We start from the raw sequence: 12,115 nt of genomic DNA, 5'->3' as shown, positions 1-12,115 counted from the left end.
TTAGGCATTGAAGTTTACTACTTGACCAAAACAACTGAAAACACCCTCCAAACACTCGGACGCCGACTCACTGGTTGGCATGTCCGCTACTGAGCGCACCGCCGAGTGGCAGCAGCCGCACCGGCCCCCGACCGAGCAGCGCCAACGGGTCCAGATAGGTGTCGCCGCGTCTCAGGCCCCAGTGCAGGCAGGCCGCGGCCAGGCAGCTCGGGTGCCCGGCCCGCAGCCGACCGATCGGCACTCCGGCCAGGACCGGCGCGCCAACCTCGACATCGGAGCGCACCGGCTCATAGGTGGTCCGCAGCCCGGCGGCGTGGGTCACGGTGAGCACCGGCCGGCCAGCCACGACACCGGCGAAGGTGACCACACCATCGCCCGCTGCCAGCACTGGCGCGCCGGCGTCGGCTGCCAGGTCAACGCCGCGGTGACCGGGAAACCAGGGCTGCGGCGGTGGGTCAAACCGTCGCACGACCGGCGGCTCCCCGGACAGCGGCCACCGAAAGGCCGGCAGCACCCCGGGGGACGGCGAACCGGCCACAGCCGGCGTGGAACCGACCCCGAGCAACATGGACCCACTCAACGACGGCATGGGCCCAACCGCCGGCGGCGGGGGACCCACCAACAGCGGCCTGGGCCCAACCACCGGTGACGCGGGCACGGCGGGCGTGGTGACCAGCCCGGCGCTGAGCACGAAGGCGAGGATCGGGGACGGCTCCATGGCGGCAGCCTGCCCGGACAACCGGTCGGTGGGTCACCCCCGCCCAGCTCACCTGTGGATAGCCGCAACGCTGTGGAGGGAGCGCGGGGAGTGATTCGATCTGCTAAACGAGGCTGGCCTGGGCCGCTGATGGGATCGGGGTGACGTGCGGTCGGGGCGACGGAAGCTGGTCCCGCTGGGGAGGGGACGGGAGGGTCAGCGTGGTCCGGAGGTCAGTTGCCGAAGCCAGAGTCGGCCGGCAGCGAGATATCCGGCTTCTCCAACTCTTCTACATTGACATCCTTGAACGTCATTACTCGGACGTTCTTAACGAACCGGGCAGGACGATACATGTCCCACACCCAGGCGTCGTGCATCTCGACCTCGAAGTAGACCTCACCGTCCGAGTTACGCACGTGCAGGTCGACCTGGTTCGCCAGATAGAACCGACGCTCGGTCTCCACGACGTAGGAGAACTGGCGGACAATGTCGCGGTACTCCCGGTAGAGCTGCAGCTCCATCTCCGTCTCGTACTTTTCGAGATCTTCCGCGCTCATCCCATCCCGCCTTCCATGGCCACATCATTCCCCACCGACGCCGCAGCCCAGGGCCGCTCGCCCAACGCCACGCCGACGGTACCCTTTACCACCCCAGCGCGTTCCATCGCCTCGTCGGCCGCGGCGACCAGCGGTCGGCGGGCCCGGGGCGGGGCCCCATGTCGGCCGGAGACAGCCGCGACGTTGACGTACGAGAAACGGTGTTCCGGGCACGGCCCGCGTTCCCGCAGCGCAGCCGAGTGCTCGGCGGTGATGTAGCCCTTGTGCTCCGCGAACCCGTAGCCGGGGAACTCCAGGTCCAGCTCCACCATGATCCGATCTCGGGTGACCTTGGCCAGCACGCTGGCTGCCGCGACACAGGCCGCCACCCGGTCGCCCTTCCAGACCGCCAACCCGGGCACGTCCAGCCCGTCCACCCCGAAGCCGTCGGTCAGCACGTACTCCGGCCGCGTCGCCAACGACGCCAGCGCGCGACGCATCGCCGCCAGATTGCAGACATGCAGTCCGCGCAGGTCCACCTCCGCCGCCGGGATCACCACCACCGCGTACGCCGACGCCCGAGCGACGACCTCCGCATACACCCGCTCTCGGCTGGCCGGGGTGAGCAGCTTGGAGTCGGCGAGTCCGTCGACCTCCCCGCGCCGCCCCGGGGGCAGGATGGCGGCGGCGGCCACCAGGGGGCCGGCACAGGCGCCCCGGCCGGCCTCGTCGGCGCCGGCCACCTGCCGAAATCCGCGTCGTTGCAGGGCACGTTCCAGCGCGTAGAGCCCGCCGTCGCGGCGGACGACGGTACGCGGCGGCGTCAGCATGACCCACCCCGGTCCGCGCTCGCCCCCGGCTCGACGACCAGGAGACGGCCGGGCACGGCGACAAGCAGCACCCGGGTGGGGCGACGGAGGGCGTGGGCGACGGTCACCGTCCCAGCCTGCCAGACGCCCTCGCCATCGCCTACCGGGCCTACCCGGCCCACCGGCTCAGGTTCCGGGCCGGGGAATGGGGCCGTACTGCTCGGGGACGCTCAGCCAGCGCGCCCGGTCCAGCGGCCAGAAGATCGTGAAGGCACGGCCGACGAGACGATCCTCGGGGATGGTCGCCTCGTGGACGTCCTCCCCCGACTGCTGCCAGTGCTGCAACGAGTCGCCCGAGGCCGAACGGTGGTCGCCCATCACCCACAGCCGCCCCCGCGGAACGGTGATATCAAAGTCCTGGTCAGCGGGCTGGTCCCGCTCGCCGCCGACGGAGTAGAGGTACGGCTCGTCCAGGGCAACGCCATTGATCGTGATCCGCCCCTGTTCGTCGCAGCAGACCACGTGGTCGCCGCCGATGCCGATGACCCGCTTGATGAAGTCCTCCCCGTCCGGGTTACCGCTCCACGAGGTCGGCGCCTTGAAGACGACTACCTCGCCTCGTTTCGGCGAGCGAAAGTCGTACACCAGTTTGTTGACCAGCACCCGATCGTCGATCTGGAGCGTGTTCTCCATCGACGGCGACGGGATGAAGAAGGTCTGCAACACAAAGGCACGCACCAGCACCGCGACCAGAATCGCCACGCCCAGGAGGATTGGCAGCTCCTTCCAGAAGGAGTTGCGGGACTTGTCGGTCTGCTCGTCAATCACGGAATGGAGCCTACGTTGCCGAGCTGCGCGGCACTGGACGGAACGCGCGGGAACTGAGCCACGCGGCCGGAAGCGGAAGGAGCAGCAGCACGCCACCGTCGGGGCTCGGCCCCACCGGCGGTGGTCCGCTGGTCGGGGAACCCGCCGGCGCCGGAACGTTCGCGAAGACCTCCGGAGTGGAGAGTGCACCCCACCGCGACGGTGGCCACACCACGCCGACCGCCCGTCCGACCACATTGTCGATCGGCACCGGGCCCTGACACCGGGCGTCCTGGGAGACCAACCGGTGATCGCCCAGCACGAAGAGCTGCCCGGGTGGGACGATCACCTCGTCGAAGCGACGCGCGCGGCACTCTCCCTGGTTCGGCGGAAGGTCCACCGGCGAGTCGCGCCACACGTACGGCTCGTTGAGGGCGATGCCGTTGACGAGCACCCGCCCCTGCTCGTCGCAGCAGCTCACCCGGTCGCCCGGCAACCCGATGACCCGCTTGATGAAGTCCTTCTCGCCGGGGCTGCCGACTCCCACCAGGTCGCCGAAGGTGGCGGTGAGCCGGCGCAGGAATCCGGGGTCGGGCTCCTCGTCGAGCTGGGCGGCCCACCGCTCGGGGCCACGGAAGACCACCACCTCACCCCGCAGCGGGTCCCGTACGTCGTAGACGACCTTGTTGACCAGCACCCGGTCCCCGACGAGCAGCGTCTCGGTCATCGAGCCGGACGGGATGAAGAACACCTGAAGCAGGAAGGTCCGGATCAGCACCGCGAGGCAGAAGGTGACCGTCAGCAGCAGCGGCAGCTCCTGCCAGAGCGGCAACGGGCGACGGCGTCGCCGGGCTCGGCGACGGCGTGGATCGACCGTGCCGTCCTCGTCGCGCGTCCGCACCACGCCTCCCCGGTCCGCAGAAACGACACTACCGCCCGGGGACCTGGTCGAGGCCTCCGGACGGCAGTGGACACCTGCCCCGTCACTGGACGGGGGCATCCGGCTGCGCTGGCACGTCCCGGATGGTGCCCTCCGGTTCGTACACCATACGCGCAGCTCAGGACGGGTGGTGCAGCACGATTCAGCTCGGCTGCTTCTCCCGCTTCTCCTTGATCTTCGCCTTCTTGCCGCGCAGCTCACGGAGGTAGTAGAGCTTGGCCCTCCGGACATCACCGCGGGTCACGACCTCGATGCGGTCGATGGCCGGGCTGTTGATCGGGTAGGTGCGCTCGACCCCCACCCCAAAGCTGATCTTGCGGACCAGGAAGGTCTCCCGCAGACCGTCACCCTGACGACGGATGACGACGCCCTGGAAAATCTGGACCCGGGACCGGTTTCCCTCGACGACCCGTGCGTGCACCTTGACGGTGTCACCGGCGCGGAAATCGGGAACGTCGGTCCGCTTCGACTGGGCGTCAAGCGCGTCCAGGATGTTCATCGCTGCGTCCTCGCGAGGCTCACGGCGCATCGTCAGTCGATGCGCGAATGGGTGATTCTGACCCCCGGATGGTCGCCGGCACTCGCCGGCCCCGGTCGAGGGTCCTCGCAGCCATCCGCGGCGCGGTTGACTGCGGCAACCCCTTATTTTGCCACATCGCCGGGGATTGCCGGGAACCCGGCCCGCTCCAACGTCGCCCGGTCCTGCCGGTCCAGGCGCTCCGGAGCCAGCGCGGCGATCATGTCGGGACGCCGGGCGACCGTCCGCACCAGGGCCTCATCCCGGCGCCAACGGGCGATCTTCCCGTGGTCGCCGGAGCGAAGCACCGCCGGCACCTCCTGGCCCCGCCAGGCAGCCGGCTTGGTGTACATCGGCGCCTCCAGCAGCCCGTGGGCGTGCGACTCGTCGTCCAACGAGCCAACGTTGCCGAGCACCCCGGGCAACAGTCGGGTCACCGCCTCCAGGATCACCAGCACCGCCACCTCACCGCCGAAGAGCACATAATCACCGAGGGAGACCTCGGTGACCGACATCCGACTCGCGGCGTGCGCAAACACCCGCTGGTCAATCCCCTCGTACCGGCCACAGGCGAAGAGCAGGTGCGGCTCGGCGGCCAGTTCGTGGGCCAGCGCCTGGGTGAACGGAACACCGGTCGGCGTCGGCACCAGCAGCCGGGGCGGGCTACCTCCTGGCGGGGCGAGCGCGTCCAGCGCCTCTCCCCACGGCTCCGGCCGCATCACCATCCCCGGCCCCCCGCCGTACGGCGTGTCGTCGACCGTCCGGTGCACGTCGTGGGTCCAGGTACGGAGGTCGTGCACGGCCAACTGGAGGGTGCCGCTGGCTCGGGCCCTGCCGATCAACGACAGGTCCAGCGGAGCGAAGTACTCCGGGAAGATCGACACGACGTCAACGCGCATTGCGGGGGCTCCAACAGCTGTGCGGGCCAGACTGCCCGGTCAGAGGTCGAGCAAGCCGCCGGGCGGATCCACGACCACGCGACCGCCGGCGAGATCAACCTCGGGAACGATCGCCTGGACGAACGGAATCAACACGTCCCGGCGGCCGGGACGGCGCAGCACCAACAGGTCCGCGGCGGGGGCGTGGTCGATCCGGGCGATATCCCCCAGCCGTTCCCCAGCCGGGGTGACCACGGCCAGGCCGACCAGTTGGTGGTCGTGGAACTCCTCCGGGTCCGTCGGCGGGGCCACGTCAGCGCGGTCCACCCCGACGAGGGTGCCGCGGAGTGCCTCGGCGACGTTGCGGTCGAGCACACCCTCGAAGGCGACCAGCAGCATCCGCCCCTGATGCCACCGCGATGCCTCGACGGTCAGTTCACCCGGCACCCGGTACGCGCCGGGGTGGGCGGGCACGTTCGCCCCGGGCTCGGTGCGCAGCACCGAGCCCGGGGCGAACCGCGTCTCAGGTTCGTCGGTCCGCACCTCCACGGTCACCTCACCGCGGATCCCGTGCGGTTTGCCGATCCTGCCGACGACGAGCATCAGTACGAGTCGACGATGTCGACGCGTACGCCGCGTCCACCGATGGAACCGATGACCTGGCGCAGCGCCTTCGCGGTCCGCCCGGACCGCCCGATCACCGTGCCGAGGTCCTCCGGGTGCACGCGGACCTCGAGCCGCTTGCCCCGCCGGGAATCGACCAGCCGGACCCGGACATCGTCGGGGTTGTCGACGATGCCCTTGACCAGATGCTCCAGCGCCGGACGAAGTGCCACGTCAGGCCTGCTCGCCGGAGCCCGCACCGGCCTGCTCCTCGGTCTTCGGCGCCGCCTCGTCGGCCTTCGGCGCCGCCTCGGCCTTGGCGGCCTTCTTGGCCGGCTTGGCCGGGGCCTCCGCCAGACCGGCGGCAGCCTTCGCCTCAGCCTCGTAGGCCGCCTTGCGGTCAACCCGCTCGGGGGCGACCTTCAGCGGCTCGGGGGCCGGCAGGCCCTTGAACTTCTGCCAGTCACCGGTCTTCTCCAGCAGGCGCTGCACCGCCTCGCTCGGCTGCGCGCCCACGGAGAGCCAGTACTGCACCCGGTCCGACTTGACCTCGATCACCGAAGGGTCGTGCTTCGGCTGGTAGATCCCGACGAACTCGATCGCCCGGCCGTCACGCTTGGTACGCGAGTCGGCGATGACGATGCGGTACTGCGGGTTGCGGATCTTGCCCATCCGCAGGAGCCGGATCTTTACGGCCACAGTGTTTTCGCTCCTGTTGTTTCCACCGCCCCTGGACGGGCGGTGCACGGGTGAGCGCGCACTCCGGCACAGTGGGGTTGGGCCGGAGACTGCTCGGGTGGACTGACGTGGTGCCCGGGTAGAGGGCGCCGGACCCACGCCGGATACCAGCCAGCCATTCTGCCAGATCGGACCGGGAAGCCTCACATCGGACCGGCCCCGGCGCACCATTCGACTATGACGAGGAGCACACCGATTCGGTCGGGGTGGGCCGACCCGGCTCGCGGCGGTTGGTTCCGGCGGCCGAGTGGTGCCGTCAGTTCCGGCGGCCGAGCGGGCGCCATCGGTTCCGACGGCCGAGTAGACGCCGTCAGCGCGCCGGCGGCCGGTCCCACCCGGGCGGCAGGTCCAGCGGGGCCGTCCACTCGACCGGCGGCACGAAGTCACACCAGGTGCCGTCGAACGGGAACTCCCCCGCCTCGGCCCGGGCGATCACCCGCTTCCCCTCGGCCCGGACCGCGTCCGGGTCGGGCACCCAGTAGTGCTCCGGGAAGTCGAGCCGCTCGGCGAACTCGTCCTCGTCCTTCCACTCCCAGCGACGGTCCGCGTGAATCAGCACGTCAAGATCCTGGTCCACCACGTCAACGCCGGCGAGCCCACCGTCGTCCCAGCGAACACCGGGCTCCTCGAGGTTGACGTACCAATGGGCGAAATGCCCTTGCTCGTCCTGGAACAACCAGACCGAGTGCGCGGCCCCGACCGGCAGGAACTTCAGCAGGGGTGGCCCCTGCCACCGCGCCGGCGTCAGCCGGTACGCCGAGACGATCCACTCGGCGAACGGAATCGCCCGCATCCCGAGCCCGGTGTCGGTGGTCTCGCTGGCCACCAGTGAGCCTCGGGGGATCCACAGCAGCAGCCCCCGGTCGTCATCGCTGACCACGCGCGCCGGACGAACCCAACCGATCCGCCCCCGCCGCACGTTGCGGTGCACCACCAACCGCCCAGGTTCGAACCTCACCTGCCCGACCCTACCGCCCGCCGACGGTCGGTTGGATCGCCGAGCCCCACCCGACCGACGACCGGTTGGAACGCCGGTGGCCCGGTTCGCTCCGCTCGCTGTCGAGCTGCCCCATCTGTGCGCCCGAGCCAGCTCGGGTCGGACCGGGCAGGCACGGGTCGGACCGGGCAGGACCGGGTAGGCACGGGTCGATGGCGTACCGACCCGTGCGGGCGCAGTTCAGTAGGCCCGGGACAGGATGGCGACCAGATCCGGCTCGTCCTCGCTGTCCGGCACCGAGCCATCGGCCCGGATCAGGCACCGCACGGTGACACCCTGGGCGTTCGCCTCCGCCTCGCCCTTGGCGCCGACCACCGACCACGGCACCCGGGCCCAGCCCGTCGCTGCCGCCTCGATCGCCTCGGCCAGCGTCCCCACCTCGCTGGTCCGCGCCTGCCGCCTGGCGAGCGCCTGGTCGTGCAGCGCCTGCTGGTCGGCCTCGAGCGCCGCACGCACCACGCCGACCACGTCGGCCACCGGAACCGGGGACTTCGAGCCGTCCGTCCGCCGGACCACGACCGCGTTCCCCGCGGCCAGGTCCCGGGGGCCGATCTCGACGCGGATCGGGTAGCCGCGCAGCTCCGCGTCGACCGCGCGACGCCCGAAGGGGGTGTCGGTCCGGTCGTCGAGGGCGACCCGGACGCCGGCATCCCGCAGCGCGTCGTGCAGCCGCGTCGCGGCCTCGCCGACCCCCTCGCCGTCCTTGACGACCATCACGTACGCCTGGACCGGCGCGAGCTTCGGCGGCACCCGCAGGCCGTTGTCGTCACCGTGGCACATGATCAGACCACCGAGCATTCGGGTGGAGGTGCCCCACGAGGTGGTCCAGGCATGCTCCCGACCTCCCTCGGCCGAGGTGTAGCTGATGTCAAAGGCCCGGCCGAAGTTCTGCCCCAGCTCGTGGCTGGTGCCCAGCTGGAGCGCCTTGCCATCGCCCATCATGCCTTCGAGGGTGTAGGTGGCGGTCGCGCCGGCGAACCGCTCCCGGGCGGTCTTGAGGCCCACCTGCACCGGGATGGCGAGGACGTTGACCATCAGGTCCTCGTACGCCTCGTGCAGAATCCGTCGCGCGTAGGCGCGGGCGTCCTCGCGGGTCGTGTGCGCGGTGTGCCCCTCCTGCCAGAGGAACTCGCTGGTCCGCAGGAAGATGCGGGGACGCAGCTCCCAGCGGACCACGTTCGCCCACTGGTTGAGCAGCAACGGCAGGTCCCGGTACGAGTCGACCCACTTGGCCATGAACTCACCGATGACGGTCTCGCTGGTCGGGCGCACCACGACCGGCTCGGCGAGCTGCTTGCCGCCGCCGTGGGTAACGACCGCCAACTCCGGCGAGAAGCCCTCGACGTGCTCGGCCTCGCGCTTAAGGTGGCCCTCCGGGATGAAGAGCGGGAAGTACGCGTTCTCCGCGCCGGCAGCCTTGATCCGGTTGTCCATCTCGGCCTGCATCCGCTCCCAGATGGCGTAGCCGGCTGGTCGGATCACCATGGTCCCCCGGACCGGGCCGTTGTCGGCCAGCTTCGCCTTGGCGATCAGGTCCTGGTACCAGCGGGGGAAGTCCTCCGCACGGGGAGTGAGCACGCGCGCCATGACCGCACATCCTATGTGCCGCCGGGGCGGTCGCCGCCAGCGGGCGGTCGCTCCACCGGCGGAGCGCTGACCCGCCCTGGTAGATCAGCGCAGGACCCGGCCGCGGAGGACGACCCGGGCGGGGGACCGGACGACACGGAGGTCCCGCCGCGGATCCTGCGGGTAGACGACCAGATCGGCCAGGCCCCCCTCGACCAGGCCGGGGAAGCCGAGCCACTCGCGGGCGCGCCAGGAGGCGGCGGCGAGGACCTCCTCGGCGGGCATCCCGGCCTTTTCGTGCAGCAGCAGCATCTCCTCGGCGGCCAGACCGTGCGCGATGCCACCGCCGGCATCGGTGCCGACGTAGATCGGCACGCCGGCCTGGTAGGCGGCGCGGACCACCTCGGGGAAGCGGTCTCGTAGGGCGAGCATGTGGTCGGCGTAGCTGGGGAACTTCGCCCGCGCCTGGTCGGCGATGCCGCCGAAGGTCCGTATGTTGATCATGGTGGGTACGAGCGCGGTGCCCTGTCGGGCCATCACGTCGACCAGGTCCAGGCTCAGGCCGGTGCCGTGTTCCACCGAGTCGACCCCGGCCCGCACCATGATCTCGACGGCGGACTCGGAGAAGGTGTGCACCGCGGCGCGGGCCCCGGCGGCGTGCGCGGCCCGAACCGCGGCGGTCATGGTCTCCGCGTCCCAGGCCGGGGCGAGGTCACCGACGCCACGATCGATCCAGTCGCCGACCAGCTTGACCCAGCCGTTGCCGGCGTTGGCCTGCGCGGTGACGGTCGCGGCCACCTCCGCCGCGCCGACCTCCACCCCGACGCCACGCAGGTAGCGCTTCGGCGGGGCGACGTGCCGGCCGGCCCGGGCCAGCCGCGGCAGGTCCGGGGCGTCATCGAGCTCCGGATACGGGTACGGGGAGCCGGCGTCCCGGATGGCCAGCACCCCGACGTCGCGGTTGACCTGGGCCAGCTCGCGGGCCTGGTCGAGCGAGGTGATCGGCGTCCCGCCCCGGGCGATGCCGATGTGGCAGTGCGCGTCGGTCAGGCCGGGGAGCAGGAAGCCACCGTCCGCGATGGTCTCCGCGCCGGCCACCGGCTGGAAGGTCACCCGGTCACCGACCAGCCAGACGTCCCGGACCTCGTCTTCGGGCAGGAGCACACCGCGCACGTGCAAAGCCATACGCTCAGTCCTACCTGATCGCCCGCCGGGGCGTGCGGGCAGGCCGCCCGTCGGCGGACCACGGCCGGCGCCGGCTCAGGGACGGCCACCACCGAGGGGGCGCGGCCGGCGCCGGCTCAGCGGCGACCAGCACCGACCTGGCCCCGTTTCGACCCGGTCAGCGGGAGCGCTTATCCCCCTTGCCGAGCTTGTTGAAGTCGATCTTCGGGAGCTTGAATCCCGGTGGTAGCCCCTGGCCGGCCAGGTCGTCGGGGTTCAGGCCGGGCGGCAGCTGCGGCATGCCACCGGGGAAGCCGCCCCGCGCCCCCGTGCCGGCCCGCGACCGACCGCCGCCTTTCCCGCCCTTGCGCTTGTTCTTCGGCGACTTGGTCGCCTTTCGGCGCCCTCCGGGCAGCCCCATCATGCCGCCCATCTGCTTCATCATCTTCTGGGCGTCGGTGAAGCGGTTGAGTAGCTGGTTGACGTCCATCACGGTGACCCCGGAGCCGTTGGCGATGCGGGCCCGACGCGAACCGTTGATGATCTTCGGGTTGGTGCGCTCGGCTGGGGTCATCGACCGGATGATCGCGGTGACCCGGTCGAAGTGCTTGTCATCCACCTCGGCGAGCTGGTCTTTCATCTGCCCCATGCCGGGCATCATGGCCAGCACGTTGGCGATCGGACCCATCCGCCGAACCGCGATGAGCTGGTCGAGGAAGTCCTCCAGGGTGAACTGCTCACCGCCCATCAGCTTGGCGGTCATCTTCTCTTTCTGATCGACGTCGAAGGCCTGTTCGGCCTGCTCGATCAGGGTGAGAACATCGCCCATGCCGAGAATCCGGCTGGCCATCCGGTCCGGGTGGAAGACATCGAAGTCCTCCAGCTTCTCGCCGGTGGAGGCGAAGAGGATCGGCTGGCCGGTGACCTCCCGGACCGACAACGCGGCACCACCACGGGCGTCACCGTCAAGCTTGGAGAGGACCACGCCGGTGATGCCGACACCGTCCCGGAACGCCTCCGCGGTGCGCACCGCGTCCTGGCCGACCATGGCGTCGATGACGAAGATGACCTCGTCCGGGTTGACCGCGTCCCGGATGTCGGCCGCCTGCTGCATCATCTCGGCGTCGATACCGAGGCGGCCGGCGGTGTCCACGATGACGATGTCCCGGGCAGCCCGACGGGCGTGCTCGATCGAGGCACGAGCCACCTGCACCGGGTCGCCGACGCCGTTGCCCGGCTCCGGGGAGTACACCTCGACGCCGGCACGACCACCGAGCACCTGGAGCTGCCCGACGGCGTTGGGGCGCTGCAGGTCGGCGGCGACCAGCAGCGGCTGGTGGCCCTGGCCGCGCAGCCAACTGGCCAGCTTGCCGGCGAGCGTGGTCTTGCCGGAGCCCTGGAGACCGGCCAGCATGATCACGGTCGGCGGCTGCTTGGCGAACTGAAGCCGCCGCGCCTCGCCACCGAGGACGTTGACCAACTCCTCGTTGACGATCTTGACGATCTGCTGGGCCGGGTTCAGCGCCTGGGAGACCTCGGCGCCCCGCGCCCGCTCCTTGACTCGCGCGATGAAGCCCTTGACCACCGGCAGCGCCACGTCCGCCTCCAGCAACGCGAGGCGGATCTCGCGGGCGGTGGCGTCGATGTCGGCGTCGGTGAGCCGTCCCTTACCGCGGAGCTTGGTGAAGATCCCGGACAGGCGGTCACTCAAGGTGTCAAACACGCGAACATCCCGTTTGTCAGAGTTCTGGTGAGCACGAGCACGGCCGGACGAACTGTCCCGCCACCGCTAGGGTATCCGGCCCGCGATACACCCGCTTCCGGCCGGCACACCCGGCGCCGCCCGCGTACCCACCGTCCGGC

Annotated in this window: 14 protein-coding genes; all 14 read right to left on the bottom strand. The window is 70.6% G+C overall.

The genetic code is table 11. The features are described from left to right. Nucleotides 1–67: 67 nt before the first annotated feature. The 14 genes from K228_RS0112200 to ffh all read right to left on the bottom strand — a co-directional run bounded on the left by K228_RS0112200 (nt 68) and on the right by ffh (nt 11,975). Entirely contained in the window at nt 68–718 is a 651-nt protein-coding gene (locus tag K228_RS0112200; RefSeq protein WP_025618690.1) for a murein hydrolase activator EnvC family protein, read from the bottom strand. Between the two features lie 212 nt (nt 719–930). Beyond that, nucleotides 931–1,254: a DUF2469 domain-containing protein gene (locus K228_RS0112195; RefSeq protein ID WP_018218957.1), complete on the bottom strand. Its 324-nt coding sequence runs from the start codon at nt 1,252–1,254 to the stop codon at nt 931–933. Then, nucleotides 1,251–2,063, bottom strand: coding sequence for a ribonuclease HII (locus K228_RS0112190; RefSeq protein ID WP_025618689.1), 813 nt, complete (start codon nt 2,061–2,063; stop codon nt 1,251–1,253). The genes K228_RS0112195 and K228_RS0112190 overlap by 4 nt, the downstream gene beginning before the upstream one ends. Before the next feature lie 165 nt (nt 2,064–2,228). After that, nucleotides 2,229–2,870 (bottom strand): signal peptidase I, encoded by a 642-nt coding sequence (lepB, locus tag K228_RS0112185; RefSeq protein WP_025618688.1) that lies wholly within the window; start codon nt 2,868–2,870, stop codon nt 2,229–2,231. Nucleotides 2,871–2,880: 10 nt separating this feature from the next. Continuing rightward, nucleotides 2,881–3,753, bottom strand: a complete 873-nt coding sequence (lepB, locus tag K228_RS0112180; RefSeq protein WP_025618687.1) for a signal peptidase I — start codon at nt 3,751–3,753, stop codon at nt 2,881–2,883. A gap of 178 nt (nt 3,754–3,931) precedes the next feature. Beyond that, nucleotides 3,932–4,288, bottom strand: coding sequence for a 50S ribosomal protein L19 (gene rplS, locus K228_RS0112175; protein ID WP_018218952.1), 357 nt, complete (start codon nt 4,286–4,288; stop codon nt 3,932–3,934). 143 nt (nt 4,289–4,431) lie between these two features. Continuing rightward, on the bottom strand, nt 4,432–5,205 hold the full coding sequence (gene trmD / locus K228_RS0112170) for a tRNA (guanosine(37)-N1)-methyltransferase TrmD (RefSeq protein ID WP_025618686.1): 774 nt from the start codon (nt 5,203–5,205) through the stop codon (nt 4,432–4,434). A 39-nt stretch (nt 5,206–5,244) separates the two neighbouring features. Then, a complete protein-coding gene (rimM, locus tag K228_RS0112165; RefSeq protein ID WP_025618685.1) occupies nt 5,245–5,787 on the bottom strand; it encodes a ribosome maturation factor RimM in 543 nt (180 codons plus the stop codon). After that, nucleotides 5,787–6,047, bottom strand: a complete 261-nt coding sequence (locus tag K228_RS0112160; RefSeq protein ID WP_025618684.1) for an RNA-binding protein — start codon at nt 6,045–6,047, stop codon at nt 5,787–5,789. The genes rimM and K228_RS0112160 overlap by 1 nt, the downstream gene beginning before the upstream one ends. Then, nucleotides 6,022–6,486: a 30S ribosomal protein S16 gene (rpsP, locus tag K228_RS0112155; RefSeq protein WP_025618683.1), complete on the bottom strand. Its 465-nt coding sequence runs from the start codon at nt 6,484–6,486 to the stop codon at nt 6,022–6,024. The genes K228_RS0112160 and rpsP overlap by 26 nt, the downstream gene beginning before the upstream one ends. A 349-nt stretch (nt 6,487–6,835) precedes the next feature. Next, nucleotides 6,836–7,483: a ribonuclease FAU-1 family protein gene (locus K228_RS0112150; RefSeq protein WP_025618682.1), complete on the bottom strand. Its 648-nt coding sequence runs from the start codon at nt 7,481–7,483 to the stop codon at nt 6,836–6,838. Between the two features lie 219 nt (nt 7,484–7,702). After that, complete coding sequence (gene proS / locus K228_RS0112140) at nt 7,703–9,109, bottom strand: proline--tRNA ligase (protein WP_025618681.1); 1,407 nt, start codon at nt 9,107–9,109, stop codon at nt 7,703–7,705. Nucleotides 9,110–9,193: 84 nt separating this feature from the next. Next, nucleotides 9,194–10,273 (bottom strand): amidohydrolase family protein, encoded by a 1,080-nt coding sequence (locus tag K228_RS0112135; RefSeq protein ID WP_025618680.1) that lies wholly within the window; start codon nt 10,271–10,273, stop codon nt 9,194–9,196. A 157-nt stretch (nt 10,274–10,430) separates the two neighbouring features. Beyond that, a complete protein-coding gene (gene ffh / locus K228_RS0112130; RefSeq protein ID WP_025618679.1) occupies nt 10,431–11,975 on the bottom strand; it encodes a signal recognition particle protein in 1,545 nt (514 codons plus the stop codon). Nucleotides 11,976–12,115 lie beyond the last annotated feature (140 nt).

This window comes from Salinispora cortesiana (assembly GCF_000484695.1).
In the GTDB taxonomy this organism is placed as follows: Bacteria; Actinomycetota; Actinomycetes; order Mycobacteriales; family Micromonosporaceae; genus Micromonospora; species Micromonospora cortesiana.
This window is presented reverse-complemented; position numbering and strand designations above follow the sequence as displayed.

Coding starts and splice junctions, on each gene's coding strand:
- K228_RS0112200 (WP_025618690.1), bottom strand. CDS start 718: ATGGAGCCGTCCCCGATCCTCGCCTTCGTGCTCAGCGCCGGGCTGGTC.
- K228_RS0112195 (WP_018218957.1), bottom strand. CDS start 1,254: ATGAGCGCGGAAGATCTCGAAAAGTACGAGACGGAGATGGAGCTGCAG.
- K228_RS0112190 (WP_025618689.1), bottom strand. CDS start 2,063: ATGCTGACGCCGCCGCGTACCGTCGTCCGCCGCGACGGCGGGCTCTAC.
- rplS (WP_018218952.1), bottom strand. CDS start 4,288: ATGAACATCCTGGACGCGCTTGACGCCCAGTCGAAGCGGACCGACGTT.
- trmD (WP_025618686.1), bottom strand. CDS start 5,205: ATGCGCGTTGACGTCGTGTCGATCTTCCCGGAGTACTTCGCTCCGCTG.
- rimM (WP_025618685.1), bottom strand. CDS start 5,787: ATGCTCGTCGTCGGCAGGATCGGCAAACCGCACGGGATCCGCGGTGAG.
- proS (WP_025618681.1), bottom strand. CDS start 9,109: ATGGCGCGCGTGCTCACTCCCCGTGCGGAGGACTTCCCCCGCTGGTAC.
- K228_RS0112135 (WP_025618680.1), bottom strand. CDS start 10,273: ATGGCTTTGCACGTGCGCGGTGTGCTCCTGCCCGAAGACGAGGTCCGG.